32 protein-coding genes are annotated in these 26,830 nt (G+C 37.9%); 13 read left to right on the top strand and 19 right to left on the bottom strand.

What is annotated here, in order from left to right; genetic code table 11:
• On the bottom strand, nt 1-169 hold a 169-nt coding region (locus IV87_RS11380), incomplete at its 3' end, for an IS3 family transposase (protein ID WP_420806645.1).
• A gap of 53 nt (nt 170-222) precedes the next feature.
• Nucleotides 223-474: an IS3 family transposase gene (locus tag IV87_RS11245; protein ID WP_057807581.1), complete on the bottom strand. Its 252-nt coding sequence runs from the start codon at nt 472-474 to the stop codon at nt 223-225.
• Nucleotides 475-593: 119 nt separating this feature from the next.
• Between IV87_RS11245 and IV87_RS09190 the strand changes: the two genes are divergently transcribed.
• The 3 genes from IV87_RS09190 to add all read left to right on the top strand — a co-directional run bounded on the left by IV87_RS09190 (nt 594) and on the right by add (nt 3,766).
• Nucleotides 594-1,685: a site-specific integrase gene (locus IV87_RS09190; protein WP_057807578.1), complete on the top strand. Its 1,092-nt coding sequence runs from the start codon at nt 594-596 to the stop codon at nt 1,683-1,685.
• Nucleotides 1,686-1,743: 58 nt separating this feature from the next.
• Entirely contained in the window at nt 1,744-2,640 is an 897-nt protein-coding gene (locus IV87_RS09185) for a LysR family transcriptional regulator (protein ID WP_057807576.1), read from the top strand.
• A 106-nt stretch (nt 2,641-2,746) separates the two neighbouring features.
• The gene (gene add / locus IV87_RS09180) at nt 2,747-3,766 is read left to right on the top strand and encodes an adenosine deaminase (protein ID WP_057807574.1); all 1,020 of its coding nucleotides are present in this window, start codon (nt 2,747-2,749) and stop codon (nt 3,764-3,766) included.
• Nucleotides 3,767-3,854: 88 nt separating this feature from the next.
• On the opposite strand, the gene IV87_RS09175 is transcribed toward add, so the two are convergent.
• Nucleotides 3,855-4,658: a YoaK family protein gene (locus tag IV87_RS09175; protein WP_074693917.1), complete on the bottom strand. Its 804-nt coding sequence runs from the start codon at nt 4,656-4,658 to the stop codon at nt 3,855-3,857.
• 189 nt (nt 4,659-4,847) lie between these two features.
• Here IV87_RS09175 and IV87_RS09170 point away from each other — a divergent pair, with 189 nt between their 5' ends.
• Nucleotides 4,848-5,474 (top strand): GyrI-like domain-containing protein, encoded by a 627-nt coding sequence (locus IV87_RS09170; RefSeq protein ID WP_057807572.1) that lies wholly within the window; start codon nt 4,848-4,850, stop codon nt 5,472-5,474.
• Nucleotides 5,475-5,528: 54 nt separating this feature from the next.
• Here IV87_RS09170 and IV87_RS09165 read toward each other — a convergent pair whose 3' ends face one another.
• From IV87_RS09165 to IV87_RS09125, 9 genes are all read right to left on the bottom strand, one after another.
• Nucleotides 5,529-6,389, bottom strand: a complete 861-nt coding sequence (locus tag IV87_RS09165; protein WP_057807570.1) for an NmrA family NAD(P)-binding protein — start codon at nt 6,387-6,389, stop codon at nt 5,529-5,531.
• 279 nt (nt 6,390-6,668) lie between these two features.
• Nucleotides 6,669-7,142, bottom strand: a complete 474-nt coding sequence (locus tag IV87_RS09160) for a CinA family protein (RefSeq protein ID WP_057807568.1) — start codon at nt 7,140-7,142, stop codon at nt 6,669-6,671.
• Between the two features lie 106 nt (nt 7,143-7,248).
• Nucleotides 7,249-8,802 (bottom strand): bifunctional metallophosphatase/5'-nucleotidase, encoded by a 1,554-nt coding sequence (locus tag IV87_RS09155; RefSeq protein ID WP_057807566.1) that lies wholly within the window; start codon nt 8,800-8,802, stop codon nt 7,249-7,251.
• Between the two features lie 4 nt (nt 8,803-8,806).
• Nucleotides 8,807-9,613 (bottom strand): phosphonate ABC transporter, permease protein PhnE, encoded by an 807-nt coding sequence (phnE, locus tag IV87_RS09150; RefSeq protein WP_057807564.1) that lies wholly within the window; start codon nt 9,611-9,613, stop codon nt 8,807-8,809.
• On the bottom strand, nt 9,610-10,398 hold the full coding sequence (phnE, locus tag IV87_RS09145) for a phosphonate ABC transporter, permease protein PhnE (protein WP_057807562.1): 789 nt from the start codon (nt 10,396-10,398) through the stop codon (nt 9,610-9,612). The genes phnE (IV87_RS09150) and phnE (IV87_RS09145) overlap by 4 nt, the downstream gene beginning before the upstream one ends.
• Nucleotides 10,395-11,177, bottom strand: coding sequence for a phosphonate ABC transporter ATP-binding protein (gene phnC / locus IV87_RS09140; RefSeq protein WP_057807560.1), 783 nt, complete (start codon nt 11,175-11,177; stop codon nt 10,395-10,397). The genes phnE (IV87_RS09145) and phnC overlap by 4 nt, the downstream gene beginning before the upstream one ends.
• A 275-nt stretch (nt 11,178-11,452) precedes the next feature.
• Nucleotides 11,453-12,388: a phosphate/phosphite/phosphonate ABC transporter substrate-binding protein gene (locus IV87_RS09135; RefSeq protein ID WP_057807558.1), complete on the bottom strand. Its 936-nt coding sequence runs from the start codon at nt 12,386-12,388 to the stop codon at nt 11,453-11,455.
• A 368-nt stretch (nt 12,389-12,756) separates the two neighbouring features.
• The gene (locus tag IV87_RS09130) at nt 12,757-13,206 is read right to left on the bottom strand and encodes a GNAT family N-acetyltransferase (protein ID WP_057807556.1); all 450 of its coding nucleotides are present in this window, start codon (nt 13,204-13,206) and stop codon (nt 12,757-12,759) included.
• Nucleotides 13,207-13,262: 56 nt separating this feature from the next.
• The gene (locus tag IV87_RS09125; RefSeq protein ID WP_057807554.1) at nt 13,263-14,180 is read right to left on the bottom strand and encodes a helix-turn-helix transcriptional regulator; all 918 of its coding nucleotides are present in this window, start codon (nt 14,178-14,180) and stop codon (nt 13,263-13,265) included.
• Nucleotides 14,181-14,270: 90 nt separating this feature from the next.
• On the opposite strand from IV87_RS09125, the gene IV87_RS09120 reads away from it, so the two are divergent.
• The gene (locus IV87_RS09120) at nt 14,271-14,735 is read left to right on the top strand and encodes an effector binding domain-containing protein (RefSeq protein WP_057807551.1); all 465 of its coding nucleotides are present in this window, start codon (nt 14,271-14,273) and stop codon (nt 14,733-14,735) included.
• Nucleotides 14,736-14,870: 135 nt separating this feature from the next.
• Here IV87_RS09120 and IV87_RS11375 read toward each other — a convergent pair whose 3' ends face one another.
• Entirely contained in the window at nt 14,871-15,041 is a 171-nt protein-coding gene (locus IV87_RS11375) for a LasU family protein (protein ID WP_220083612.1), read from the bottom strand.
• Nucleotides 15,042-15,377: 336 nt separating this feature from the next.
• On the opposite strand from IV87_RS11375, the gene IV87_RS09115 reads away from it, so the two are divergent.
• The 4 genes from IV87_RS09115 (at nt 15,378) to IV87_RS09100 (ending at nt 18,525) form a co-directional block, all read left to right on the top strand.
• The gene (locus IV87_RS09115; RefSeq protein WP_057807549.1) at nt 15,378-16,274 is read left to right on the top strand and encodes an ABC transporter ATP-binding protein; all 897 of its coding nucleotides are present in this window, start codon (nt 15,378-15,380) and stop codon (nt 16,272-16,274) included.
• The gene (locus IV87_RS09110; RefSeq protein ID WP_057807548.1) at nt 16,267-17,487 is read left to right on the top strand and encodes an ABC transporter permease; all 1,221 of its coding nucleotides are present in this window, start codon (nt 16,267-16,269) and stop codon (nt 17,485-17,487) included. The genes IV87_RS09115 and IV87_RS09110 overlap by 8 nt, the downstream gene beginning before the upstream one ends.
• Nucleotides 17,488-17,560: 73 nt before the next feature.
• A complete protein-coding gene (locus IV87_RS09105; RefSeq protein WP_057807546.1) occupies nt 17,561-18,073 on the top strand; it encodes a YbhB/YbcL family Raf kinase inhibitor-like protein in 513 nt (170 codons plus the stop codon).
• A 206-nt stretch (nt 18,074-18,279) separates the two neighbouring features.
• A complete protein-coding gene (locus IV87_RS09100) occupies nt 18,280-18,525 on the top strand; it encodes a hypothetical protein (protein WP_057807544.1) in 246 nt (81 codons plus the stop codon).
• 11 nt (nt 18,526-18,536) lie between these two features.
• On the opposite strand, the gene IV87_RS09095 is transcribed toward IV87_RS09100, so the two are convergent.
• Nucleotides 18,537-19,007 carry a MarR family winged helix-turn-helix transcriptional regulator gene (locus IV87_RS09095; RefSeq protein ID WP_057807543.1) on the bottom strand — a complete coding sequence of 157 codons (471 nt, stop codon included), beginning with the start codon at nt 19,005-19,007 and terminating at the stop codon, nt 18,537-18,539.
• 112 nt (nt 19,008-19,119) lie between these two features.
• On the opposite strand from IV87_RS09095, the gene IV87_RS09090 reads away from it, so the two are divergent.
• On the top strand, nt 19,120-20,106 hold the full coding sequence (locus IV87_RS09090; protein ID WP_057807541.1) for a quinone oxidoreductase family protein: 987 nt from the start codon (nt 19,120-19,122) through the stop codon (nt 20,104-20,106).
• Between the two features lie 68 nt (nt 20,107-20,174).
• On the top strand, nt 20,175-20,651 hold the full coding sequence (gene greA, locus IV87_RS09085; RefSeq protein WP_057807539.1) for a transcription elongation factor GreA: 477 nt from the start codon (nt 20,175-20,177) through the stop codon (nt 20,649-20,651).
• A 124-nt stretch (nt 20,652-20,775) separates the two neighbouring features.
• Here greA and IV87_RS09080 read toward each other — a convergent pair whose 3' ends face one another.
• Both IV87_RS09080 and IV87_RS09075 read right to left on the bottom strand, forming a co-directional pair.
• Nucleotides 20,776-21,684, bottom strand: a complete 909-nt coding sequence (locus IV87_RS09080) for a proline iminopeptidase-family hydrolase (RefSeq protein ID WP_057807537.1) — start codon at nt 21,682-21,684, stop codon at nt 20,776-20,778.
• 245 nt (nt 21,685-21,929) lie between these two features.
• Nucleotides 21,930-22,778 carry an aldo/keto reductase gene (locus IV87_RS09075; RefSeq protein WP_057807535.1) on the bottom strand — a complete coding sequence of 283 codons (849 nt, stop codon included), beginning with the start codon at nt 22,776-22,778 and terminating at the stop codon, nt 21,930-21,932.
• Between the two features lie 146 nt (nt 22,779-22,924).
• Between IV87_RS09075 and IV87_RS11080 the strand changes: the two genes are divergently transcribed.
• Both IV87_RS11080 and IV87_RS09070 read left to right on the top strand, forming a co-directional pair.
• A complete protein-coding gene (locus tag IV87_RS11080; RefSeq protein ID WP_156407381.1) occupies nt 22,925-23,086 on the top strand; it encodes a hypothetical protein in 162 nt (53 codons plus the stop codon).
• Nucleotides 23,087-23,162: 76 nt separating this feature from the next.
• Nucleotides 23,163-23,624 (top strand): GNAT family N-acetyltransferase, encoded by a 462-nt coding sequence (locus IV87_RS09070; RefSeq protein ID WP_057807533.1) that lies wholly within the window; start codon nt 23,163-23,165, stop codon nt 23,622-23,624.
• 746 nt (nt 23,625-24,370) lie between these two features.
• Here IV87_RS09070 and rbsK read toward each other — a convergent pair.
• The 3 genes from rbsK to IV87_RS09055 all read right to left on the bottom strand — a co-directional run bounded on the left by rbsK (nt 24,371) and on the right by IV87_RS09055 (nt 26,559).
• Nucleotides 24,371-25,294 carry a ribokinase gene (gene rbsK, locus IV87_RS09065; RefSeq protein WP_057807530.1) on the bottom strand — a complete coding sequence of 308 codons (924 nt, stop codon included), beginning with the start codon at nt 25,292-25,294 and terminating at the stop codon, nt 24,371-24,373.
• Nucleotides 25,295-25,526: 232 nt separating this feature from the next.
• Entirely contained in the window at nt 25,527-25,760 is a 234-nt protein-coding gene (locus tag IV87_RS09060) for a nuclear transport factor 2 family protein (protein WP_057807527.1), read from the bottom strand.
• Nucleotides 25,761-25,851: 91 nt separating this feature from the next.
• Nucleotides 25,852-26,559 carry an aminoglycoside adenylyltransferase domain-containing protein gene (locus tag IV87_RS09055; protein ID WP_057807525.1) on the bottom strand — a complete coding sequence of 236 codons (708 nt, stop codon included), beginning with the start codon at nt 26,557-26,559 and terminating at the stop codon, nt 25,852-25,854.
• Nucleotides 26,560-26,830 lie beyond the last annotated feature (271 nt).

Below are 26,830 nucleotides of genomic sequence, written 5' to 3'. Positions count from 1 at the left end.
CCAGATTCAATTCATGGTGGATCTTCATAACGCCGTATCGCTGCTTGAATTCCGCAAAGATCCGCAGAATCCGTTGTTTTAAGTCCTCATCTTCGGCCCGGCGTTTTGAAGGCTTTGGGGATCGATAACGATAATACTGAGCTCTGGAAACACCGAGGATTCGGCACATCTTAGTTACCTGGTGGTGATGGCTTTCTTGGTGAATGTAATCAAAAATATTGGTTACTTCTGCGCAAGGAAGCCCAGGGCTTTTTTTAGGATTTCGTTCTCCTCAGACAGGGAAACCAGCCGCTTTTCCATCGCTTTAATTTCGTCTGGCGATTTACCGGATTGAGTTTTGGCTTGGCCCTGGATCCACTTATGAACGGTTGAATAGCCAATGCCATATTCTCTGGCCAGTTGGGCGGCTGATTCGCCTTGTTTATATAGGTTGATGATGTTTTGTTTGAATCCTTTGTCGTAACGAGTTGGCATGTAAAAATTCCTTCCTTTTGAGAGACGATTTATTCATTATACGCTCTCTTAAAAGTTGTCTCAGGAATCAGCTTACATCCACTTGAGGACTAAGTTTAAAACCGAACGGAGGTTCTCAAATGGCAAGTTATGAAAAACGTGGTAAAAAAACTAGAGTTGTAATTTCGGTTATGGATAAAGGAGTGAGAAAAAAAGTTTCTAAGACTTTCAATAAGAAAAGTGACGCTAAAGACTGGGCTATGCGTATGGAGATTGACAAGGCTGATAACCGTCAAATCATTGCTTCTCAAATGTTGTTATCTGATTATTTTAAGCAGTGGTATGAAACATACAAGGCAGATAACATTAGAAATGCTACTTTGTACAGTTACACCACTTGTTACAATTTAATCGTTAAATATTATCCCAACCTGATGCTTAACAACCTATCATATACTGCTTTACAAGAAGGCTTGGATAAGTATGCTAAGGACGGCAAAAAAGAGCGATCTAAATCAACAGTAGCCTTTTTTATGAAACATATAAAAGCGTCATTGAATGATGCATTAACTGATGATTATGTTGAAAAAGATGTTTGGTCTAGATTAAAGGCGAATGGGACTATATATAAGCATCATAACTATCTATCGGCTAGAGAATTTGAGAAACTCAGGAAATATTGCTATGAGCATTGGCGTGACAGTCAAACCATACTAGCCGTGTTAATAGCTATAGAAACTGGTTTACGTGTTGGCGAAATTATGTTTTTAGGAAAAGACGAAATTTTTCCTAATTTCAACGCGATCTATATTAAAAAGTCATTCTCACCGAAAGATCCAGATGATCATTTAACAAAAAGCACACAATCTATTCGTAAGTTTAAAGTTCCATATCAATTAAGCACGGTACTTGCCGAAGCGACGAAAGAACGTGACCCTATTTTTACCATTCCAGAATGGAAGCTGCGAGTTCAATTTATAGAATTGCTTGAGAAATTAGATATTCAAAATATTACTTTTCATGGTTTACGTCATTCACATGTATCATATCTTCTCTATAAAGGTGTATCCATGCAATACATTTCACAACGTATTGGACATGCTAATATCAATACTACTGCTAAAACATACACCCATCTTCTAAAAGAACAGAAAGAAAAAGAGGAATCTAAAGCCATGGAAATTTTGTCTGTGTCCCCAGATGTCCCCAAGAAAGATAAAGAAGCCCGTTAAATTAGCTTTTTAAGCAGTATAATTATTCCCAACAGGAATAATAGAATCGAGGAAAATCATGACAATTGATGATTTGAAAAATTTTGTAGTTCTGTACCAAACACGTAATGTTTCTGATGCGGCCGTCGAATTATTAATGACCCAATCTGCCCTTTCTAAACGAATTCATGCTATGGAAAATGAATTAGATACAAAACTAATTTCCACCAAAAACAAACGTCACTTAACAATTACAGAGAGTGACGAAGTCTTTTTTCGATACGCAGAAACCATCTTGACTCAATACGACATGCTAACTAATGAACTTTCCGAATACCGCGAACTAAAAAAAGGAACGCTCAATATTGGCAGCATCCCTGTTCTTTCACCCTATGGCATTATGGACAAATTAAATAGGTTCATGACCGACTATCCACAAATTAATATTCGCCTTCAAGAATTAGAGGGTAATGAACTACTCGAAAAGTTACAAACCAATCAATTAGATTTAGGCATTTTACGGAGCGTTCAAACGTCACTTTTGAACAAATCACAATTTCATTTCATTGACATTTATCGTGATGAACTCAAGATAATTATGGCGGCTAATCATCCGTTAGCTAAAAAGCAAAAAATTGCCATGAAAGACTTAACAAACACTGATGTTGTCGTTTTAAGCCCTGGATCTGGCATTTACGAACGTGTAGGGAAACTCTATCAGCAAGCCGGATTCACACCAAATATTCGTTTCACAACCACTCATATTGAAACGTTAATTGGCAGCCTTGAGAATTCTCAAAGAATTACCTTCTTATTTGAGAAATCGGCACAATCATTCCTAAATGATGGGTTTGTTATGCGATCACTAGATCCTCCTGTGTACAATGATTTGCAACTTGTCTTTCCACAGGGAAAATTAACTCAAGTTGGTAAAAGATTCGTCAATTATCTTATTAAAGATCATCCTTTAAGCTAATTATTTATTCTTTAAAAATTCTTCTAATTCAGACATCCTAAAATGTGGTATGCTCTTAACAACTCAATGTCACTCAGCAGCTTTTAAATTTTAGGAGGATTTCAAATTGGCAAACACGGTCACACGGAAGTTCATCGATAATTTACCAAAGGCAGAATTACATGTTCATTTAGAGGGTACGCTTGAACCTGAGTTACGCCTCAAGTTAGCGCAGAAGAACCATATTGACATTGGAACAACCTCACTTGAAGCTTTGAAGAAAACTTATCAATACGATACATTAGCTTCCTTTTTAGCTGTTTATTATGAGGCTATGGCCGTTTTACAAACAGAAGACGACTTTTACGAACTGGCCTTTACCTATCTTAAAAAGGCACGTCAAAATAATGTGCGTTACGTCGAGATGTTTTTTGATCCCCAAGCACATACAAGCCGTGGGATAGCAATTGAAACAGTAATCAATGGTTTTTCTCATGCCGCGCAGGACGCAAAAGAAATCGGTGTGGATGCTCATTTAATTATGTGTTTTCTGCGTGATTTTTCTAAAGCCTCGGCTTATCAAAGTTTGATAGCTGCTGACCCTTACAAAGATAAGATTTTAGGCATTGGTCTAGACTCAGATGAGCATCACAATCCGCCTTTAAAATTTGTGACATCGTTTGAAAAGGCGGTTTCAGCGGGATATCACATCACAATGCATGCCGATGTCGATCAAGTAGATTCTATCAATCACATTAAACAAGCCCTTGAAATTATTGGCGTAGAGCGACTAGATCATGGTACTAATATTGTTGAAAATCCTGATTTGGTTGAATTTGTCAGTACCCATGAAATTGGTTTGACCTCGTGTCCAAATTCAAACAAATTTTTGAGTCAAGACATGAAGGGCAAAGAAGTTCAAACTTTACTTGAACATCACGTTAAAGTCAGTATCAATTCGGACGATCCTGCCTATTTTGGTGGTTACATTAACGACAATTACTGGTCACTTGCACAAAGCTACCACCTAACGCAAGAACAAGTCGTTCAATTAGCTAAGAATTCTTTTGAAACGGCTTGGATAACCGATTCTCAAAAAACAGCATATAAAAATGAAATTAAAACTTATTTAACCAACTTTTCTTAAAAATAGATCTAAAAAGAGGTTACAGACAAAATTCTGAATTTGTCTGTAACCTCTTTTAATTACAAGTTAAAATACTTAGTTGTACGTTTTAACCATGTCTGTGACGCCGACTTCTTGTTTCCGGTTCAGCAGTGTCACCTTCAGGCTCTGTTTTTTGTTCATATTTCTGCGCACGAGTTGGTGTTGTTTGGGTACTTGTCTCTGGTTCCTCTTCACGTTTAGGTGGCGTCAACCTGCTATGTTGAGATAGATAAAAAATCGCACCTAATATCAATACCGCTGGCACCAAAATTGCGGCATCTTGTAACCACGGGACAAATATACCTGCAATAAATGCACCGCCCATGAAGCTACCAACCACAATCCCAGTGTTTTTAGCTTTTTGCTGCGATGGCACATCATGATGCACGTAACCTGTATATAAATTTTCAGCAGCCGTACGAATAATTCCGGTCATCATCAACGACGTAAATGGTTCATCTTGCAGCTTTCGAAATTCCTGCAACTGGGCTGCCGCCGTAATGGCCAAAAGCATCACGGTAATCACATCTGGTGCTCTACTACCAATCATCGCCACTAATACCATCAGTGCAAATTCGTAAATCAAGACAAAGTAAGCACGTTTTAAATAATTCTGTTTAAAATAATGTTGCACATGACGAATAAAAATTGTTCCCAGTCCAAACGCAACAATCGCAATTAGATAATAACCGACTTTTGCGAAATGCCCTTTGCTTAAATTGACTCCTAATAGAATCAAGTTACCAGTTTGTAAGCCGGCAAACACGCCGCCATGCTCCAAGTATGTGTACGCATCTAAGCCACCAGCAATAGCCGCCAAAAAGGCCCCAAAGTATAACTGTTGGTAGGCAGGATAAACTTGTCTCCTCAAAAAAATGGTCCCCTTTCTCATCTCATACATAACTTATATAAACTCATGAAATTTGATCAACATATTTCAGTGTAGCATGAACGGTCAGTAGACTAAAATAATTATTTGAGACATTAATTATTCTTTAAAAATTGTATAATTAGATGAAACCGTTTCACAAACTAAAAATAATGAAATGAGGTTACAATCATGCCAGAAAGGTATGTTTGGCGCACTACTGAAAAGGAAATTTATCCTACCAAAAAAGCCCCATCTGTCGTTACGCTTCCTGAACAAACATTTATCACAATTAAGGGTTCTGGTAATCCGAATAGTGAAGCCTTTGGAGAAAAGATTGCGGCGTTATATGCAGTTAGCTATGCAATTCGAATGGCTCCTAAAAAGAACATTATTTTTCCTAATGCCTTTGATTACACAGTTTATCCGTTAGAAGGCTTTTGGACATTACCTGCAGATTATCACAGTGAAAGTTTGGATAAAGATCAATTAATCTACCGAATTATGATTAAACAACCTAGCTTTGTGACGCCAAACGTTTTCAAACAAGCTTTAGCCTTGGTAAAAACAAAAATTAAACCTGAGCTATTTAGTCAGCTTAATTTAGAGACCATAACAGAAGGTACCGTGGGAATGATTTTGCACGTTAGTTTTTTTGACAATGAACCAGATAGTTTCAAAAAACTAACACAATTTTTAGATACTCAGGGTTATCAACGCACCAGTAAGGCGCATAAAGAAATTTACCTTTCTGATTTTCGCCGCGTTGCTGAGGAAAAACGTAAAACAATTTTACGTGTATCCATCATTAAAAAATAAGAATCAAAAATGAGATCGATAAGTTTTTTCGATCTCATTTTTTGACTTTAAAATTTATTTTTGATAATTCTTACTTAAAAAGTCTGTCATTGTTTCTGGATCATGACCCGTAAGTTTCTTAAAGTCTGCAGTTGTTAAATCCATTAACCCCATTGCTCCAGCCTGATACATGGACCCAAGTTCGGTTCCATCACCTTCACTTGCATAAATATCGGCAAATTCAGTAACCGAGACAGGTGCATAACCAATTTTTTCATCTGTCACTTTAGACATTATCTTACCTAATTCCGTCATTTTATATGCTTTTACTTGTGTTAGCGTATAAACTTGTCCATGATTACGTAATTCAGCTTTACTTGCCAAATTAGCTATGGCCTCTGCACTATCTTTTTGGGTAATAAATGAGAGTTTTTCATCGCCAACCGGATAAATCAAATGTTTTCTTTCAATTAATTCCGGTAGATATGGAATCAACGGATCTGCATACAATGAGTTTTTAATAACGGCATATTTTAAGCCAGATCCAGCTAAACGACGCGGTACATACCCGTAATATGCTGACATTGTGAAAGGATTATTTTCTTGATCGGCGAAGAAACTAACAAAGACAATTTCCGTCACATTGGCCTGCTTCATTGCAATCAAAGTGTTCTCAAATTCAGTCACTCTTTGTAACACGTTATAGGTTTTGCTAGGGATATAGATTAAGACATCCGTTCCTTCAAAAGAAGTGGTCATTGTAGCAATGTCTAAATAATCCGTTTTAACTACTTCCACACCCAGCTTCGTTAATTGTGCAGCTTTAGCAGGTGTATGCACGGCAGCTCGTACATTTTCCGAACCAATCAAATTGATCATATTTTGAACCACAATCTTACCCAAATGACCCGTTGCTCCTGTAATTGTATATTTCATCAATTAGTTTCTCCTTTAAATAATTATGTCTGTGAGTTTACAACAATTCTTCACACTATAATTTAGTATAGTTCGTACTTGTTGTTTTAATTATAACAGGTAACGATTGATTGTCAATTTTTATAATCATTTAAAAAAATATAGCTAATCATTCCAATCATATAATTCCATCAACTTAACAGATCACTCACTACTCAAAAAGTTTGAATCATATACAAACTGAACTGTATACAAAAAGGGCACCTACAAATTAGGTACCCACATGTTTATATAACCATTTTATAAAATTCGATCACTAATTTTTTGAAACGCGAATTCACAACAAGCTTCGCGAAAGTCATTTCGAGCAAGTTCTGGATGATGCAAATCATAGGCATCCGTTTGGCCCTGAAAATTAATGCCAATCCAGGCGGTTCCCGCTGTCTCACCCTCTAATCCAGCTGGGCCCGCTGCCCCCGTAAATGAAACGGCCAAATCAGTGCGCAATTTTTTTTGAGCACCCTGTGCCATAGCAACGGCCACCTCATAACTCACAACCCCATATTGTTGAATAAGTGGCGCCGGTACGTCTAAAAGCTGTGTTTTCACTACATCAGCATAAGTGACAAATCCGCCGGTAAAGATATCAGAACTTCCTGGAACAGAAGTAATCTCTGATTGAAACAAGCCACCCGTTAAACTCTCGGCAGCAGTAATAGAGATATTTTTTTCAATTAAACTTTTTACCACATAATTGACCAATTTAGTGTTCATAGTTCATCATCCCTTTTATTTTAAGTTTAACTTTTTTAGACAAGATTACCACTCTAAATTCGTATAACTCAACATAAAATTAAGGAAAATTTCACTTCGGTGGTCACTACTTTTTTAAATAAAAATTACCTTCATCGATTGCTTGTACAACCGGATGTTTCGCAAAATAATCACTAATTAGTTCGGTCATATCAATTTGAACTTCGCGCACAATTTTGTTGGCCTGAAACATTGAATAATCACCACCACCAATGCCACGGTATTGATTTAACACAATTTCTAGCTTCTGGTCATCCTGTACAGGTTTGCCATGATAGCTCAACGCAATCAAGCGTTCATTTGCCGGTTTATTCAAATCAAATGCATAATTAATACCGCTATAAATATCATAGTTATAATATTGCATTTTTGGTTCTCTAAATTTTTTGGAAACAGTTACCTTTCCATTCGAATTAAGAGCAAAGAAACTGGCACAGCGTTCCAAAGCTTGCTTTAAATCCGTTCCCGTAATTTCTGACACAACCAAGGTATTCGGATAAACATAACTATTCACAATGTTTCGCATCGTTACCGTTGAATCGTAACCCAATACTTCATCATTAAATAGAGCCGTTGCCGACAAATCGGTTTGTGTAGCCGCCATCTGTACCTGGTTAATAAACGTCAGATAAGGATGACCGTACATCCGTGCCTTCATGGGATCAGTAATTTTCATATTTCCAGCAACTTTTCCCATTGGCTCATCCAGCCAATTTTCAACTTTTGTTTGTAACGTAGTCGTTAACTTTTCAAATTTTGATGCTGGTACTACATCTGCCACCGAAATCAAGTGAGCCAACTGTTTTTCCACTTTTTGATGTTCATTTAGCTCAAGTTCAATAGCACCAATATACTTACCCTTTTCTCCGGGTTGAGTGGTAGGAACGCCCTGACAAATGGTGGCAATTTCGCGATGTTGATGACCCGTAACTAAGGCATCAATTCCATGTACCTCACTCAATAGCTGATAACCTTCATTTTCACCAGTCAACCTTTCGCTAGGATTACCGGTTGCCAAATCACATTCAAAACCGCCGTGATAGGCGACAATCACCACGTCAACCTGTTTACGTAGTATGGGTACCCATTTTTTAGCCGCTTTAACAGCTGACTCAAATTGCCAGCCGACAATATGTTCTTTTTGTTCCCAATGCGGAATATATTGAGTAGTTAAACCCAGAATTCCTACCTTTACACCACCATGTGTCAAAATTTTATAGGGTGCATCAATTACACCGTCACCAGTATTTTCTTTTAAATTGGCTGCCAAAATCGGATAGTTGCGCTTCGCTTCACATTGTTGTAAATACGGTAGCCCATAGTTAAATTCATGGTTTCCCAATATGCCGGCATCGTAACCGACTGCATTTGTAAGCTGGCTATAAATTGATCGATACTTTGCTTGTTTTTTTGCCGTAAAGTAGGTCAATGGTGATCCCTGAATAAAATCACCATTTTCAATGGTAATTACCCATTCATCAGCATCAGCCTGGGTTTTGATTTGATCAATTTTAGTTGCTACTTTTAAGAAACCATAGTCCTCTTTATCTGTTCGGTGGCTGTAATTGGTAGGATACAAGTAGCCATGCACATCACTGGTAGACAAAATTGTTAGTTTCATATGCTTACACCAACCGTTTCCGTAGCGTTCCTGAAATATAATCGATCAACGTTACCGTGATAATAATACCTAACAAAATGATTCCAACACGTGACCAAGTTCGTGTTTGAATGGCAAACAACAGTGGTGTTCCAATTCCACCGGCACCAACCATTCCTAAAATGGAAGCAGAACGGACCGCAATCTCAAATCGGTATAAAGTATAGGAAAGAAACTCTGGTAGAACAGTTGGTAACGTTGCAAATACTAACGTTTGCGCCCGGTTACCACCGCTACTCATTAACGCCTCACTGGGACCAAAATCCATATTTTCAATTGACTCGCTAAATAGTTTGCCCAACATTCCGATTGAGTGAATACTGACCGCTAACACACCTGCAAATGAGCCTGGACCGACCGCTTTAATGAACATGATGGCCAAAACAATTTCTGGAAAAGTTCGAATCAAGGTTAACACCAGTTTGCCTGAAGTCGATCGCACATGAAAACGAGGCTTACCAGTCCGCGCTGCCCAAAAGGCAAACGGAACACTTAAGATTGCCGAGATGAAAGTTCCTAAAAATGCCATCGCCAGGGTTTGTAGAATCAAACTTACTAAATCTTCACCGCTGCCGTCATACACATATTTCCAGTCGGGATGAAAAATACCATAGGCAATCGAACGGGAAACCTCACCCGCGGAGTCTTTAATTCCGGTAAAGTGCACACCCGTGATCCCCCAAATGTAAATGACAAGCACAATTGCAACCCAAAATAACCACTTATACCGTTTGAACTGCAATGTGGAATTACTAACTGTTAGTTGTTTCATAGTAATCGCTCCCTCAACGTATTGCTGACACCATCAATAATGAGGACTACCATCAAAATTCCTAAAATAATAATAGCCGTTTGTCCATATGCAAATTGATCTAATGAGCGCTGAAGATAAACACCAATTCCACCAGCACCAAGATAGCCTAAAACGGTGGATGCTCGAACGTTAATTTCAAACGTGTATAGGAAGTAACTTACAAAATAGTTAAAAACCTGAGGAATAACTGCAAAAACTACCATTTGAATTTTATTTGCACCAGCTGCCTGCAAAGCTTCTAAGGGGCCCTCATCAATGGTTTCAATCGCTTCATAAAAGAGTTTTGAGATCATACCAAATGAAAAGATGGCTAACGTAAACACGCCGGCAACCGGACCGATTCCCACAATAGCAACGAACAATGCCGCCAACATTAAATCTGGTAAAGTACGCACTAAGTTGAGAATAAAACGAATAATGCCGCGAAGAAATTTATTTTTCACAATATTTCGTGCTGCTAACACCGAAAAAGGTATTGCCACTAAGGTCCCAACGGTCGTACCAATTAAGGCCATTTGAATCGTTTCTAAAATTGGTTGAACGACTAAACTCGTATATTGCCAGTCAGGTTTCGCCATCTGTTGAAGTAGCGCCGTGAATTGCCCAAAATTTGCAAAAAACATGATGAAGTCAACACCCGTCATTTTGGCAGTTCCAATTACAAGTAGGATAAATAGCGTTAACCAAACAACCGTTTTAACATGATATTTTTGTGTAAAGGTTCGCGTTGGGACGATATTCATGCTTGCACCTCGCTTTTTTTCACGATACTTACAGGTTGATAAATGGCCTCCAAATCTTTTTCAGTTACTTTACTAATGGGTTCGTCATAAACTAACTCGCCACCACGCAACCCAATAATCCGATCGCCAAATCGTCGGGCCAACGACACAGAATGTAAATTTACAATCACTGTAATATGAAATTCCTCATTCAACCGTTTTAGATCATCCATAACCGACTCAGTTGTCAGTGGATCAAGCGAAGCAATCGGTTCGTCAGCTAACACAATTTTGGGATCTTGCATGAATGCCCGTGCAATGGCAACTCGTTGTTGCTGTCCGCCTGACAACTCATCAGCACGACTATACAGTTTTTCGCCAAGGCCCACCCGTTGCAATGCCTCAATCGCTTTTTGTTTATCCTCTTTTGAAAACAAACCTAGTGTACTTTTCCAGGTAGAATAATAGCCAACTCGACCGGACAATACATTCCGTTGCACACTGGACCGTTTAACCAAATTAAAATTTTGAAAAATCATGCCAATACTTCTGCGCAACCGACGTAGTTCCTTGCCTTCTAAATGAACGATTGATTCCCCATCCACGAAAATGTTCCCTGTAGAAATATCGTGCATCCGATTAATTGTGCGCATTAATGTACTTTTACCCGCACCAGAAAGGCCAACAACCACGAGAAACTGTCCTTGTGGAATAGATAGATTAATATCTTTGAGGCCGATGGTGCCATTTTGATACGTTTTAGAAACATGCTGAAATTCAATGATTGGTTTTTCTGTCATAGTCAGAATTCCTTTCGTTTATCCGTTTTGCAAGAAAAGGCTGGGAAAAAAACTCCCAGCCTCTTTTCCGAGCTTTAATAGTCTAAATCGGGAAAAAAGGCCGGCTTCTCCGCTTAGCTACGAAAACCAAACGATTCAAAGAACGAATCATTTGATTTCCTAGGCTGCCATAGCAACTTATCGCTTTAGCGATTTTAGTTGCATGGACAACGTAGTATGCTCGAAGCCAAAACACCTTTTTTTCCATTCTCCCAAAATTCAATTGTCTTTGAAGACTATTTATTTAATTTTTTGGCCGTCTTATCATATGAACGAATAGCATTGTAGTCGCTGTCCTTAGCTGTGACATAATTTTCATGTGAGTAAACGGAAGAAATAATTGCGTGACCTTTCTTGGTTTTGGCAATTGCTTTAAAAGCGTTAGAAATCTTTTTATCCCATTTACTACTCATATCACCGCGAACTGTGATCGTATCATTGGGGATTTCTTTGGTTGTGTAGATTGGCACAACCTTCTTCATAACATCTTTAGCATCTTTTTGAACAAGTAATCGTGCGCCTTGGAAGACAAAGGCTGCATCAGCATCACCGTTATAAACCGCCATAACAGCTTGATCGTGGCCCTTAACTTGAACCGTTTTAATATTGTCTTTATTGATATTGATGCCATGTCGATAAAGTTCGACAATTGGATAGATCCATCCGGCAGAAGACGTTGTATCCTGAACAGCGATCTTCTTACCCTTCAAATCTTTAATTGATTTAATACCACTATCTTTTCGAACCAAAATTTGTGCTTTATAAGAGTTAACTAACGTGTTTGTAACCTGATCATTTGGTTCTTTGTAGCCATAACGCTGAGCTTTCAATAAAACTTTTGCATTATACTGCTTGTGAGCTAAAACATACGCATCAGGTGGTAAGAAGCCTACATCAACCTTCTTAGAACCCATTGCTTCAACGATTGTGTTGTAATCTGTTGAAACTGAAACCTTAACAGGAATACCAAGTTGTTTCTTCAGTAATCCCTCCAATGGTTTTGCCTTCGCTTCAATGGTACTAGCATTCGATGATGGCACGAATTGCACCGTCAACTTCTTTGGTGTATAGGATTTACTAGCCGAGCTACTTGAACTCTTTCCGCAAGCTCCTAAAACAAAAACCAGTGATAGTGCACCAACAATTGTAGCCAAACGCTTAAACATTCGCATCAAACTGTCTCCCCTTTTGATTTGTATTTGACAAATTCAGTGTATCTCACAACACGAACTATTTCAACCATAATTTTAAATATAGTTAGAATTTTAAACGTGAACTTGCGCTTCGGACTTTTTATATTTAAAGCTATATCGTAAAACTCATACAATTGAAGGACAAGCCTTGTTCGTATTTAGTATCTAAAAGTTGAAACTGCAACAAAGCACCCCGTTCCGAATCAGGTGAGACGTAGGACTGTAGTTGGACTATTTTTTGGAGGCTAAGTCGTTTAACGTTAGTTATTGAAGTAATTTTGTTACTTTCAGTCTTTAGTTTATGATTAAAAAAACAGCCTAGCACTTGGCTAAGCTAAAAATAATAATTAGTTTAATTTTAAAAGCATGTCTTGGTGGGGAATTCCGGTATCCAAATAGACATCACTTGTTGCCTGAAATTCAAAGGAACCATAAAACTTCACTAGATAAGCCTGCGCTTGAATCACAACTTGCGTAATTTCCGGATGGATAGTTCTTAAATACTTTAAACTCTCAGTAATAATCGTTCGACCATAGCCTTGCCCACGAAATTGGGGATTAACAACAACACGACCAATTCTAATTTGATTAGCTAGTTTTTCTGGAATTAATCTCAAGTAACCAACCAGTTTATTCTGGGCATTAATTAACTGCAAATGTTCGGCGATTAAATCGTCCTCATCCACTTCCTGATAGGCGCATTTCTGCTCGACTACAAATACCTTGGTTCTCAATTTATATATCTGAAAAAGTTCAGTATTTGTTAGTTGCTGAAAGGCCTTAATCTTAACTTGCATTTTTTCAACCACCTTAATTAAATTTTGTGAACTTCAATTTTTGGTTCAGTTTAAGTTCATTTATCATATTGTGACAATAATTGTTTCAAGAAACGTTTATAATTTTCGACAAAATCTTTTGGTGCGATTACTTGCAATCGAGAACCAAAACCCGCTAAATAACGGTAGCCAAACTCATGATAAGGCACCGTTATTTCTGCATCATAGTGGTTGGAATCCACCACATTCAAGACCTTAGCGCCATAACGTTCTACAAATTGATCACGAATACTGGCATCAATTCTCACCCGAACGGGAATACTCGGAAAAGGAAAAGTACCTGGTTGATGACGAACTTGAGCCTGATAGTCACGAGGTTTAAATGTAGTCGTTAATAGTTTGCTAGCTGTGATTCGTGAAATTTTGAAACTACGATAGGCTTGTCGGTTTAAACTGTAAGCTTCTAAATACCAACGTGTTTCACGCGCTTGTAATTGATAGGGTTCTACTTGTCTGGTTGTCTGCTGGCCCGTCACATCAATATAAGTTAGCTGAACCAGATGATGTGTTTTAATTGCCTTTTGTAACATCTCCATAGTACTAGCCAGCTCACTTCTACCAGCCCACTGATGAAATGAAATAGAAACCGAATTTTGGGTAACTTCACTCGGAATCATACCGCGAATTTTCGTTAATGTTGTTTTGATATCTTCGTTTAACATCAAATTTTGAAAGCCACCAAGTGCAACCAAAACATTTTGCAAGTCCGTAACCGAAAGCAGTCGTTTATCGAATTTATAGGTTGGCATGATGCCAAAACCGCCCTTGCTGCCTCGTATTGCATAAATCGGAATATTAGCTAAGTTTAAAGTGTCCATGTCACGAAGAATCGTGCGCTTCGCTACCTGAAAGTAATCTGCCAGTTCTTGGGCAGAAATTGTTTCTCGTGCCAACAACATCATCACAATTGAAATTAGTCGCTCAATTTTAGTCAAAAAATATCCACCAATTTTTTATTAGTGACATACATATGTCACCTTTCACTTAGTATACTACTGGCATACCAAATTAAGGAGATCTTTTTTATGTCATTCGAAATCGTTACTTTATCTAAACAATTAATTGCAGGTTTAACCACTGTTTTACCCACACCAGAATCTTTTGATGATATCTCAGCAATGAGCAAGGTTAAGTCAGAATACCTAAAAAAATACAAACAAGAAGCTAGTAAATTAGCTAAGTTTGCGCAAGATGAGAATGTGTATGGAATTAACTTTAATGATGCGAACCAGAATTATCTTGTGGGTGTAAAAGTAAATGATGTGCCAACAGGTTACGCAAGTTTTTCAACACCAGCTGGAATTTTTGCTAAATTTACCACAAAAGCTGCTGACCGCAATCAAATCGATCAATTTATCGGAGCTGCTTATGGTGAATTAGGTCAATCCGATGAGTACGGAATTGGTGGTAATTATAACTTAGAGGTTGTCAATAATTTCGTTAACGACGCTGATACATTTACGTTATTTTTGCCGGCTGTGAAGAAATAAAGAAAACTAAAAATGGCTACTCTATTAATATGGAGTAGTCATTTTTTTGATTAATGAATCTTGACGACGTCGAAAATTATGATAGCTTGTAATTTTTAAAGCTTTTACCATGTTCAACTTAATTTCAAGTAACTTTTAATTATGCGTCATTAAATAAAATGCCAGTATAATCGTAGCAATCAACAATATAATTAAATATGAATAAAATATTTTTGATTTTAAGTCCGTTCCTTTATCTCCTCTACCAGTTAACGTTATTGCATCTATAAAGATAATAATAGTCGTATATACTCCCAAACCAACCAAACTAAAAACAAACCAGTTAACCCATAACTCGTTTACAGATTTTAGATACAAACTATATATAAAAGTCAGTATTAAAATAAAATAAATGTCGGTATTATTTCAAGAGTTCTCCTCATGTTTATTCCCACAATTTAAATATGAATCTTTTGTATCTTCCCCAGACTTTAACAACCAAGTCTTTATATGTTTATTATGCTCTTACGTTAAACGTTTTCATAGACGTGTTGTTTTCTTTAATTCTCTTTTTTATCATAATTCAGTATTTATTCTTTTTCTGTCCCTTATCCTGTATAATACGTGTAAACGAATACAACTACTAACAGGGGAGTTGGTAAAATGTTACAAGTGAAAAATCTGAATAAATCATTCGGACAAATGAAAGCTGTTGTGGATGAAAATTTTACCGTTAATGATGGTGAGATTTTGGGTCTAATCGGCCAGAATGGTGCTGGAAAAACAACCACCTTTCGGATGATTTTAGGCTTATTAAAACCTGATTCTGGCTCTGTGCTTTGGAATGGGCATCCCTTTACCCGCAAAGATACAGATACCGTCGGCTTTTTACCAGAAGAACGCGGGCTCTATCTCAAAATGACTGTTGAAGAACAAGTGGTTTATTTTGCCGAACTGCGCGGCCAGAAACCCGCTGTTACCAAGCAGAAATTAGATGATTGGATGCAACGTTTTGCGGTTAAGGGTAAACGAACAGACAAAATTAAGGACCTCTCTAAGGGAAATCAACAAAAGGTCCAATTGATTGCCACTTTGATCCATGAACCCAAATTGGTTATTTTAGATGAACCGTTTAGTGGCTTGGATCCCGTCAACGCCAGTCTTTTGGAAGACGGAATTGAACGTTTGAAATCACAAGGATCCGCCATCATCTTTTCATCGCATGACATGGGTAACGTTGAAAAGATTAGTGATAAACTGCTCATGCTTCGCCAGGGTGAGACCGTTTTAAATGGTGTTACCAATGAAATTCGCGAAAGTTTCGGTGATACGCGCATTTTTATTCAGTCACCACTTACTACCGACGAATTGCTAGCTATCGACGGTGTCATTAGTGTCAAAAAGTATCAGGCTGGTTTCGAATTAAAACTTACTAATCCAGAAGTCGGTAAAACTGTTTTTGCAGCTGCAACTAAAAATGGCTATATTCGTGAGTTTTCTCAACAACCGCCGACACTAGACGAGATTTTTCGCATGAAAGCAGGTGTTTCTCATGAATAAATTTTGGGTTGTTTGCAAACAAGTCATTCGTAAAAACATCAAAAGTCCCACCTATATTGTTTTACTATTAATGCCTGTACTGCTACTTGGTTTCATGGTTGGAGTTGCCGCAATTAAAAATCACACTAGTGAAACACCACAAATTGCCATTGTTAGCAATAACACAACCTTTAGAAATGCTTTACTGAAAAGTAACTCTAAGGATTATACGATAAAACGTTCCATTGATACTCCAAAAAAAGCTGAGAAGGCTTTATCACAGGAAACTCTTGACGGTTATTTAACCATTACACTAACTGGTAAACAAGTAACGGCCGTTTATAAATCACGTACCAATGGCAATACTCTTGACACAACTAGTTTAAAGAGTTCTCTAAATTCGTTAAAAATGCAACAGACGGCCACGCGCCTCGGATTATCGCCCACTCAGCTGACCGAATTATTCACACCAGCAAGTTTTAAAAAACAATCTGTTTCCTATTCTAATGGAAAAGAAAAAACGCAAAAAAATAATCAACAAGATATTAATAGTCTCTTAGCTATGGTGGTCACTATTTTGATTTATATTTTCATGGTCAGCTATGCCAGTTTAATCGCGCAAGAAGTAGCCACAGAAAAAGGTTCACGAATCATGGAAATTCTGGTCAGCAGTGTCGCACCACAAGTGCAGTTTTTCGCCAAAGTGACCGGTATGTTTGCACTCATCTTACTTCAGGTAATCATCACCGCAATCTGTGGATTTTTGGGGATGAAATACTTAAGTGGTAATGTGCAGTTTCTAAAAGACTTAGATTTAAGTCAAATTCAGCCCAACATTCTCATCATATTAGGATTGTTTTTCATTCTAGGAATCACGCTCTATACGATTCTGGCAGCCGGGTTAGGAGCTTTGGTTTCCCGTGCTGACCAAGTTAGTCAGGCAGTTTCACCACTGACCATGATTGGTTTAGTGGCTTACGGCGCTTCCTTTGTAGCAATGAATTCTAACACTTTTTTGATCAAATTAGGTTCATTTATTCCATTCGTGTCGCAAAGTATCATGCCCGTTCGTTACGCGGTTGGTAATGCATCAACTACGGATGCTATCGTCAGTTTGATTATTCTAGCTATTGCCATTGTTCTCGTCACTTGGTTTACCACCAGACTTTACGCTAACCACGTTTTAGACTACTCTGACAAGAAAATTTGGAAACGCATTTTTAAACGAAATTAGCTAGGCATTTACATTTATACTCACTTAAATTTGCAGTATGGTTAAGTTAGTCAATTTTAAGGAGGTTTTCAACATGAAAGTTTCAGTCCCCACTTCAAACGGTTTACTGTTAGATAAATACGGAAAATATGCGTCAAATGATGAAGTCTATAATGGTCATCCTGCCATATCTTTTCCTGTAAAAATTGCAGATGTTCCTAAAACAGCCAAAACCATTGCGTTAACGTTATTAGATTTTGATTCTGTGCCTGTCTGTGGCTTTGCTTGGATTCACTGGACAGCAATTAACATCCCGGCTGCTTCCACCATTGACATCCCAGAAAACGCCAGTCGTCAAGGTGACATTTCTATGGTGCAAGGAAATAATAGTACTGCCGGACCGCTAATTGGTGAAACCGATCCGCTAACTACCGGTCATTACATTGGACCTACCCCACCAGATAAAACTCATGATTACTGGCTGAGTATTTATGCATTGGATACAGAGCTCAATTTGAAGGAAGGCTTTTGGTTAAATGAATTTTATCATGCCGCCAAAGGTCATATTATTGAAAAACAACGACTGAGCATTCTTAGTCGTGCATAGAAACAATTAAACAGACTAAAATTGCATAATAGCGCAATTTTAATCTGCTTTTTATCAAGATTTAATCTTTATTTAGTTGTCATTAGGTTTAAATTAAGTCCTTTAGATTTTCTTATTCAAAAGTCCGCAGAATGTTCACACATATTTAAAGTCGATTTAACCTAGTCACCGCATACTTAGTATATTAATCCAAAGGAGCGATGAATATGTTATTAAATAATCAAAATCTATCGGTCTTAGAGGTTCAAGTATTAGGGGTTTATCAAACTAAAATTGAAGTCAAAACTATTTCTGGGGAATGTCTCTTCGTCTACCCCACTCAAACTCAAAAAGATGATCCACTTTTTTGGCAATCTCTAAAGGATATCATCAAAGCTAAACTCTGGCTTCCAATCAACAAAACTTTGCATCAATTAATTGACTCTGATTGGTTAGTTCCTATGAATGCCTAAATAAGCTCAATTTAAAAATTTATTTGTGAATTTATCAATTTCATCAAAAAATCTCTAACCATCTGAATGTCTGCATCCGAAAATTCCGCAACAGCTGCAAGTGCCCTTTCTTGCAGCTGTTTGTGTAATTCCATATGGGCCTTTGCCAATTGTTTGCCAGCAACTGTTAGCTTTAAGTAAACTGTTTTTTTATTTTTTGGTTGATGAAATTTTTCTAGTAATGCCAACCGTTCCAGATGATTAATTCGTCTGGATGTCCCTCCTTGGGTGATTTGAATCGCCTCAACAACTTCACTCACTGTTTTTTCTCCATTCAATAAAACATCTAAAATATCTAAATCATTATGAGTTAAATGACTTTTCTTAGGATCACCGCCAATTGCCGCATGCTTGGCAATCCATGTTTCATGTTGATTATGCGTTTCTTTATCACTAATTTGATGTAACAGTTCATCAATTTCTTTATATTGCATTTCATTCATTAATTTCACCTTCTTTATATATATTACCAGTAATTTATAGTTGACAGCAAGACTTTTTGAGTTTATATTAAATACATTACTAGTAATATAAAAATAAAAGGAATGATTATTTATGAAAGCATTAACGATTAAAGATTTTAAAACTGCTCCAGAATTCTCTGACAATGTGCCAGAACCAACCACTGACAAAACATTCGATACCTTAATTGACGTTTTGGCAGCACCAATCGAAAACTTTGATAAGGCCAATGCTGCTGGCCGTCACTATTCAAGTACTTATTGGCATCCCACATTCCCAAGTATTCCTGGCGCCAGTGGAATTGGTCGTCGTGTAGACAATGGCCAACTGGTGGCTTTCCCAGCTCGAACATTGAAACCACAATTTGGTTCCTACGCTCAGCGGACAGTTGCCAATTCCAAATTGTTATTAGAAATTTCAGATACTACTGATATTTATTCAAGTGTCGCCGCAGCATCCTCGCTTTTAACCAGTGTGGCACCCTTAAAATTCAGTTTAGATGTTAAACCTGGCGACACCGTTCTCGTAAATGGGGCTACTGGTTTTGCTGGTCAATTGACCATTCAAGTGGCTAGAAGTATGGGTGTTAGTGAAATTATCGGAACTGGCCGTAATCCAGAACGGTTGGCCAGTCTAAAAGCTCTAGGTGCGACACAAACAATTTCACTGGCTGAAGATGATCAAACTATTATGAAAAATTTGACTAGCATGCATATTCAGGGTAATTTAATCATCTTAGATTACTTGTGGGGCCATCCAATCGAACTGATTTTGCATGCCATTATTCCTAACAGTTTAGCTATGAAACGTGCCACATCCCTCGTTTCAATTGGAGCAATCGCTGGACAAGAAATTAGTTTGCCATCCAAAGCTTTGCGAACTTCTGGACTTCAAATTATTGGTATGCAAACACCAAAAGTAATGGCTAACCCACAGGCCGTCTATAAAGCTGTTTGGGACCTAATTAATACCAGAAAAATTCAATCAGCCGTCAAAACGATTTCTCTAGAAGAGGCTGCTACACAAATCGATTGGCAAAAGCCAGTTCCCAGTGGCGTTCGTACTGTCATTAAAATGTAGCAAATAAATGGCATCTCCCTTTCTGACAAGGTAAAATAGAAGAAATGAATGTACAGAAGAGGAATAATATGTCAGAACCAGTTTTTAATGAAATTACAGCTGCCGGGTATCACCAAATTGAACAAGAAATTGAAGATTGGAAATTGCAACGTCCGGCCTTGATTAAGGCTTTAGCAGAAGCAAGTGCTTTAGGTGATCGCTCTGAAAATGCCGAATATACTTCCGCCAAACGAGATTTGCGTCATCTTGAAAGTCGACTCCATTTTCTTACCAAACAGTTACAGTATTCAAAAATTGTTGCACCAACTGACAACCAAATTGTCGAAATTGGCAAATACGTCACCCTTGAATTTGTGGACGACCATGATCAAGTAGCCTATCAAATTGTGGGAAAACAAGAAGCAGATATCAAGGTAAATAAAATTTCGTTGGCTTCTCCGCTTGGATCGGTACTAATGGGCAAAACCGTCAATGATACGGTGACGGTTCAAGCTCCTACCACTAGCTATCAGGTCAAAATCTTGGCGGTAACTTTAAAAGATTAAAAAGTGGTGTAATTTCTTTAGTCTCATATTGCCTAATTTTAAAAAAATCGTCTAACTAAGTAAGGCTCTTAGGCAGGAATTCTCCTGTCTTTTACCACACTTAATTAGACGATTTTTTTCATTTTTAGTAAGCTACAAACGTTCCTTCCTCTACATCCCGCAAATAAGTTTCCAGATTATGGAAGAAAGCAGCCGGATTATCTCGACTATGCGAGTGACCACTATTTGGTGTTAACACAAACCGTGCGTTAGGCAATGTTTGTTGCATGCGCCGTCCCGCTTCAAGGGGCATGGTATCATGATCGCCAAAAGTTAATAAAGTTGGCACCTTAATTTCATGCAGGCGATCCCGCACATCCCAGCCGTTTAATTTTCCAACCATGACAAATTCATTATTACCCTGAAAATAATTATATACCGGTGTGGCTAAATGCCCACTTGCACGATGCTGACGTGCTTCTGGGTTGCGCATTGAAAAATTGTTATCCAAAATACGCACTAAAGATTGATATTCAGGATCATCAAATTTTTCCACCGCTTCGATCCCTTCCATGTAGGATACTTGAGCTGGTGATAACGTTTCACGTCGTAGTTTGTTCACATGCGGCGTATATTCCGCAATATTATCAATCATACTCATGATAATTAAGCCCTTCAAATGTTGCCCATATTTCAAAGCATACTCTTGTGCAATCAAACCACCCCAAGAGTGACCCAACAAATAAAAATTATCGAGACCTAATTTTTGTCGGACTTCTTCAATTTCATCAATATAATAATCAAAAGTTAAATACTTATCCCGCACTTCGGGATCCGTAAAATCTGGTTGATCGGAAAAATATGACCCTAACTGATCGTACATTGAAACTCGTACGCCCAAGTTTTTTAAGTGTTCATCAAAATGCTCAAATTCTTCATGGGTACCACCAGGTCCACCATGCAAACATAAAAGATTGATGTTTCCTTCACCAACTGTGCGCGTAAATAAGTGATAACCATTATCGAGAGTTAAAAGATGTGTGCCATTTTTCATAACTTGTTCCTCCTAAAATAAAAACCATCGATCAGGAATTTACCCAACCGATGGTTCAAAAATTGCATAACTCAAACTAAATTAGCAAGTTAAGAAGGCAACACATCGGCAGTTATCTTAATTAAGCTAATCACAATAATTTGTAAACCTAATTTAGTATTTTGCATATGTGTCACCCCTCAACTTTGAATTACAATTAGTATGCAATTACAAAATTAGAAAGTCAACAGTTTTTTAATTTAATTTTAACCTTGGGTAGAATTATGTGAATGTTCTGGCGCCGTATCTGGCATATTATTTAACGTTACCATATCTGCGTCACTGATTTCAAAATCTAGTTTTGCGTTATTTTCAATATGATCTTCACCGACAGCCTTTGGTAATGGTAGGATGCCATTTTGCAAACAGAATCTCAATGCCATTTGAGCCACACTGACATCATACTTTTTAGCTAAGGTAGCCATCTTTTCGTTTCGTAGTAAACCACCCGTTGCTAAAGGTGAATAAGCTTCAACTAAAATATTATTTTTCTTTGCAAACTCCGTAATCTTTGGTTCAGTAAATCCAACATAATATTGAATCTGATTAACCATGGGTTTAATTTTTGCGTCTGCCATGACATTTTCAAGATCATGAACATTGAAGTTTGAGACGCCGATTGCTTTTACACGACCGCTTGCATAAATGTCCTGCATTGCGCGCCAAACTTCAACATTTCCTTCATCACAATCCTTACCAATTTGACTCCATGGCCATGGTGCATGCACTAAATAAAGATCGACATAGTCAATATCAAGTTTCTTAAACGTGCTCTCAAAATCTGCCATTGCTTCATCGTATGTTTTACTTTGAGCCGGAAGTTTTGATGTCACAAAAATTTGATCACGCGCAATTCCGGAATCACGAACTGCACGACCAACATCAGCCTCGTTACCATAAGCTTTAGCAGTATCAATATGACGATAGCCTACTTTTAATGCATTACGGACAGCCTGATAAGCCACATCACCCGCTGGTGTTTGCCAAGTACCAAATCCCACTTTAGGAATCTTGACGCCATTTGCTAATTCAAATGTTTCTGTTAACACTGACATAATTTGCCCTCATTTCTAAAAATTAATTGGGACATTGAATGCCCTACAAAATAAATTGTACGCGTTTTCTTGGTAGAGGTCGATTAATAAGGTCTAACCTGTTAAAATATAAGCAATTACTAGACTGTAAAAAAGGAAGTTTCTCTATGTCAGCTAAACATTATCAACGCCAAATTGCCATCGCCATTTTAATCCTTGTTATTGGTATCATTCGTCCGTTTCCAGTTCAACTATTTAACACACTCTGCCTAATTTTAGGCGCAGCTTTAATCGGTTTAACCATTGTAATGGGTAGAAATAGGAAATAGCTAGCTACCCGCTGACGCTAGGAAACCAGTTTCATTTAGCGTATGATAGGCCTATAGGCGAAAGGAAGTGTCCATGATGGCTAGAATTATGAAAATGACTGCCCAGCAAGCCAATACTTACCTTAACTGGCAGTACCCAGAACCATATACATTTTATAACTTTCCACCTTCAATTAGTCGATCAGAGTTATTAAATGAATTGCTTGCGAGCAACAGTGATTATTTTTCAATTTTGGATGACGATAACCAATTATTCGGTATTTATGAATATCAATTTCATAATGGCGTCATGGAAATTGGCCTTGGTATTCGCCCAGAAGACACTGGCAAAGGCTATGGGACGCGATTCGTCAATCAATGCATCGCTTTTGGCCAACAGCATTATCATTACTTTGGTAAAATCACATTAGAGGTCGCCAGTTTTAACAAACGTGCCATTTATCTTTACAAAAAAAATGGTTTTCGCAAAGTAAGTGAACGTGCTGCTCATCCTTTCGGAATTCCCGTAACTTTTATTAAGATGACATTTAATCCATAAAAATAGGTCCAACGACAAAACTAGTTTTCGTTGTGACCTATTATTTTTTTGCCTTTTTTTAGATCGGGAAATAACTCCGCAAATCGGTAGGCATTGATGTTTAAGCAGGATTTTTGCGGGATTGCGATCCCGCACTACCTCGACTTCCGTATTAACTTTCGTTCCGAAAGTTTTTTATTCTCGGTACGTTGTCGATTCTTGTGGCCAGCCCCTGCCGCAAGCACTCGCCTCCATCCGCGTTTTCTTCTTTTTTCCCGCCGAGCCTTAGGACAACTCCGCAAATCAGGCATTGACTTATAAGCGAGATTTCTGCGGGATTGCGATCCCGCACTACCTCAACTTCCGTATTAACTTTCGTTCCGAAAGTTTTTTATTCTCGGTACGTTGTCGATTCTTGTGGCCAACCCCTGCCGCAAGCACTCGCCTCCATCCGCGTTTTCTTCTTTTTTCCCGCCGAGCCTTAGGACAACTCCGCAAATCAGGCATTGACTTATAAGCGAGATTTCTGCGGGATTGCGATCCCGCACTACCTCAACTTCCGTATTAACTTTCGTTCCGAAAGTTTTTTATTCTCGGTACGTTGTCGATTCTTGTGGCCAACCCCAGCCGCAAGAACTCGCCTCCATCCGCGTTTTCTTCTTTTTTCCCGCCGAGCCTTAGGACAACTCCGCAAATCAGGCATTGAATTATAAGCGAGATTCCTGCGGGATTGCGATCCCGCCTCCATCCCACTTATAATTCAATACCTACCGATTTGCTTCGTTCACTTCTCTTAACCTCGGAATCGAATCCATTGCTCCCTCTTTTTGCACCGTCAATGACGACGCCAAATTTGCAAACTCAATCGTCTCATCCATATTACTCAAATCTGGCACCACCTTGGCCGCTATCGCCCCAATAAACGTATCACCAGCCGCCGTCGTATCCACCGGCACCACCTTATGCGCTGGCACCAACCTACTTTTTTCTCCAACACTATAGAAAACACCATTCGATCCCAACGTAATCACCACATTCGCAATTCCCATTTCTTGGAATTTAACTGCCGCCTTTTGACAATCTGCCTCTGTTTCCACTTTTTGACCAGTCAACGTAGCCGCTTCCGTCTCATTTGGCGTAATCACATCCGTCAATCGTACCAATTCCTCCGGTAATTCAGGCAGTGCCGGTGCCGGATTCAAAATTGTTAAAGCTCCAACCTGTTTTTCCAGTTTAAAGGCCGCAATCACCGGTTCCAAATTAGTTTCCAACTGTGCAATCGTAATTTGTGAACGCTGAATATTTCCCTTATCTGCATTAACAGCATCTACTGATCCCAGTTTATTAGCGCCACCTTCAACCATAATCGTATTATGACCATCAGGTTCAAGCATAATGAATGCCTGTCCAGTATTGGCGTCGTTTAAAATACGCACGCCACTAATATCTATTCCCTCATTTTGACACTTATTTCGAAGTAGTTTACCAGCATCGTCATCCCCAACTGAACCAATAAAATGTACTAATGCCCCTAAACGTTGAGCAGCCACAGCCTGATTGGCACCTTTTCCACCTGCTGCTTGACTACTAGGTTTCAACAAACTCAGTGTTTCTCCCTGCAATGGGATATGTGCAATTGGAATGTGTATATCCATATTCAAACTACCAACAACCGTTACATTATTTGCCATGGTTACTCCCTCTTTTTGACTGTATTCATGTTCATTTCTTTTCCATCTAAGTGTATACAGAGCGCAATATCCATGTCAACAATGTTTCTCAACTTTAGCTATTTTGATAGGGACGGGTATGCTCCGACTTAGATTGATATTCATCTATTCTCAAAATTTGATTGTTTTTAGCCCACTGAATAACAGAAATTCCATCAAATTCATAAGTTGTTTTTTCATGTGCTTTAAAAAATCATTTTACAAACGACTGATCACCGGCCAAAGTGATGTTATCAATCCGCCATTCCAAAACTGTCTGTTCAGCTGACTTGTGTCGAATCCAAGCTTGAACTTCTGACAGTCCAACATAACGGGGACCATAACATTCCGTGTAGCAAATATCGGATGAAAAGATTTCTGGTAGCTGCTTAAAATCTTTTTTGACCCACATCTGAAAATACTCTGCAATGATCGTTTTTTTATTCATTTCAAAAACACCTTCCTTTTTTCAAACGTTAAAATAGCATTCAACAACCTTTTTTATATTCAATCTAAAAATAAATAAACAAACGGTTTAATTATTCATTATGTAGTTTAATCCTGTTTAGCACATAATCAGTAAATTCACTTGCCAATTTTCCGTTTGACCGTTCCTTATTTGAGCCATCGCCCGCATAAACATGAATTGCCTTTTGAATTATTGGTTCAAATTTATTAAGAACCTGAGAAAGTGCCCAGATACCACCATCTTTTTTTGATAAAATTAGATGTTTTTCTTTAAATGCTAAAGATCGGCATAAATTTAAAACGACATAGATTGGATTATCCATAACATCAGTTTGGGCTGTACGAATATCAAACCAGACACTTCTCCAATACTCTTTTTCGGAAACTTCGCTGAACACTCGTTCAATCGGTTTTCCTATTAGGCACTTTCCATAGTGTTTTGTGATCATTAAATGAACCGCTAAATCCGGATCAGTTCCATGCATTTTCCTAACATAGCCCTGGGGATCAGCCAAATAATCTTCATAGTGATAATTAGAAAAATGAAAATCAAAAGGAACTGGGTAATGAATATGTTGTGTCTCTTTCAACAACAAAACATGCCATTCAACACCTTTTTCAGGAACTAGTGGTAATACTTGCGTCATCATTGTCTGCATCAAATTTTCTTTTTCTTGAGAAGTTAGCTGTTTCTTGACCACAATAATGTAATCCAAATCACTACAATTTTCATTATATGAACCTAAAATGTATGAACCATGTAAATGGATTCCTCTCAAATTATCTTCTAAATTTTTTTGGCTACTTGATTTTATTTTTTTAGGAGTAATTTTGTTTGCTTTTTCAAATTATTCATCCTTTCAAAGGTTCTAACAAACTCAATTTTACATTCAGAATTTGTACTCTTATCTAATTTTTTATTAATTTATTTTAACGTGTTAATTCCCATTAATCTCTAAGTATAACGGGCTTTCAGCTATACCAATCAATGATTATTTAACAAATGTTTTCAGAAAGTTCTGTCAATCATTTTTGAAAATGTCCGAATTT

Source organism: Pediococcus ethanolidurans, from assembly GCF_001437405.1.
GTDB lineage: Bacteria > Bacillota > Bacilli > Lactobacillales > Lactobacillaceae > Pediococcus > Pediococcus ethanolidurans.
The sequence above is the reverse complement of the archived record's forward strand: the minus strand, read 5'-3'. Positions and strand labels throughout refer to the sequence as shown.

Excerpts from the sequence above, each read along its gene's own strand:
- IV87_RS11245 (WP_057807581.1), bottom strand. The coding sequence starts at position 474 with ATGCCAACTCGTTACGACAAAGGATTCAAACAAAACATCATCAACCTA.
- IV87_RS09190 (WP_057807578.1), top strand. The coding sequence starts at position 594 with ATGGCAAGTTATGAAAAACGTGGTAAAAAAACTAGAGTTGTAATTTCG.
- IV87_RS09185 (WP_057807576.1), top strand. The coding sequence starts at position 1,744 with ATGACAATTGATGATTTGAAAAATTTTGTAGTTCTGTACCAAACACGT.
- IV87_RS09170 (WP_057807572.1), top strand. The coding sequence starts at position 4,848 with ATGCCAGAAAGGTATGTTTGGCGCACTACTGAAAAGGAAATTTATCCT.
- IV87_RS09165 (WP_057807570.1), bottom strand. The coding sequence starts at position 6,389 with ATGAAATATACAATTACAGGAGCAACGGGTCATTTGGGTAAGATTGTG.
- IV87_RS09160 (WP_057807568.1), bottom strand. The coding sequence starts at position 7,142 with ATGAACACTAAATTGGTCAATTATGTGGTAAAAAGTTTAATTGAAAAA.
- IV87_RS09155 (WP_057807566.1), bottom strand. The coding sequence starts at position 8,802 with ATGAAACTAACAATTTTGTCTACCAGTGATGTGCATGGCTACTTGTAT.
- phnE (WP_057807564.1), bottom strand. The coding sequence starts at position 9,613 with ATGAAACAACTAACAGTTAGTAATTCCACATTGCAGTTCAAACGGTAT.
- phnE (WP_057807562.1), bottom strand. The coding sequence starts at position 10,398 with ATGAATATCGTCCCAACGCGAACCTTTACACAAAAATATCATGTTAAA.
- phnC (WP_057807560.1), bottom strand. The coding sequence starts at position 11,177 with ATGACAGAAAAACCAATCATTGAATTTCAGCATGTTTCTAAAACGTAT.
- IV87_RS09135 (WP_057807558.1), bottom strand. The coding sequence starts at position 12,388 with ATGCGAATGTTTAAGCGTTTGGCTACAATTGTTGGTGCACTATCACTG.
- IV87_RS09130 (WP_057807556.1), bottom strand. The coding sequence starts at position 13,206 with ATGCAAGTTAAGATTAAGGCCTTTCAGCAACTAACAAATACTGAACTT.
- IV87_RS09120 (WP_057807551.1), top strand. The coding sequence starts at position 14,271 with ATGTCATTCGAAATCGTTACTTTATCTAAACAATTAATTGCAGGTTTA.
- IV87_RS09115 (WP_057807549.1), top strand. The coding sequence starts at position 15,378 with ATGTTACAAGTGAAAAATCTGAATAAATCATTCGGACAAATGAAAGCT.
- IV87_RS09110 (WP_057807548.1), top strand. The coding sequence starts at position 16,267 with ATGAATAAATTTTGGGTTGTTTGCAAACAAGTCATTCGTAAAAACATC.
- IV87_RS09105 (WP_057807546.1), top strand. The coding sequence starts at position 17,561 with ATGAAAGTTTCAGTCCCCACTTCAAACGGTTTACTGTTAGATAAATAC.
- IV87_RS09100 (WP_057807544.1), top strand. The coding sequence starts at position 18,280 with ATGTTATTAAATAATCAAAATCTATCGGTCTTAGAGGTTCAAGTATTA.
- IV87_RS09095 (WP_057807543.1), bottom strand. The coding sequence starts at position 19,007 with ATGAATGAAATGCAATATAAAGAAATTGATGAACTGTTACATCAAATT.
- IV87_RS09090 (WP_057807541.1), top strand. The coding sequence starts at position 19,120 with ATGAAAGCATTAACGATTAAAGATTTTAAAACTGCTCCAGAATTCTCT.
- greA (WP_057807539.1), top strand. The coding sequence starts at position 20,175 with ATGTCAGAACCAGTTTTTAATGAAATTACAGCTGCCGGGTATCACCAA.
- IV87_RS09080 (WP_057807537.1), bottom strand. The coding sequence starts at position 21,684 with ATGAAAAATGGCACACATCTTTTAACTCTCGATAATGGTTATCACTTA.
- IV87_RS09075 (WP_057807535.1), bottom strand. The coding sequence starts at position 22,778 with ATGTCAGTGTTAACAGAAACATTTGAATTAGCAAATGGCGTCAAGATT.
- IV87_RS11080 (WP_156407381.1), top strand. The coding sequence starts at position 22,925 with ATGTCAGCTAAACATTATCAACGCCAAATTGCCATCGCCATTTTAATC.
- IV87_RS09070 (WP_057807533.1), top strand. The coding sequence starts at position 23,163 with ATGGCTAGAATTATGAAAATGACTGCCCAGCAAGCCAATACTTACCTT.
- rbsK (WP_057807530.1), bottom strand. The coding sequence starts at position 25,294 with ATGGCAAATAATGTAACGGTTGTTGGTAGTTTGAATATGGATATACAC.
- IV87_RS09060 (WP_057807527.1), bottom strand. The coding sequence starts at position 25,760 with ATGAATAAAAAAACGATCATTGCAGAGTATTTTCAGATGTGGGTCAAA.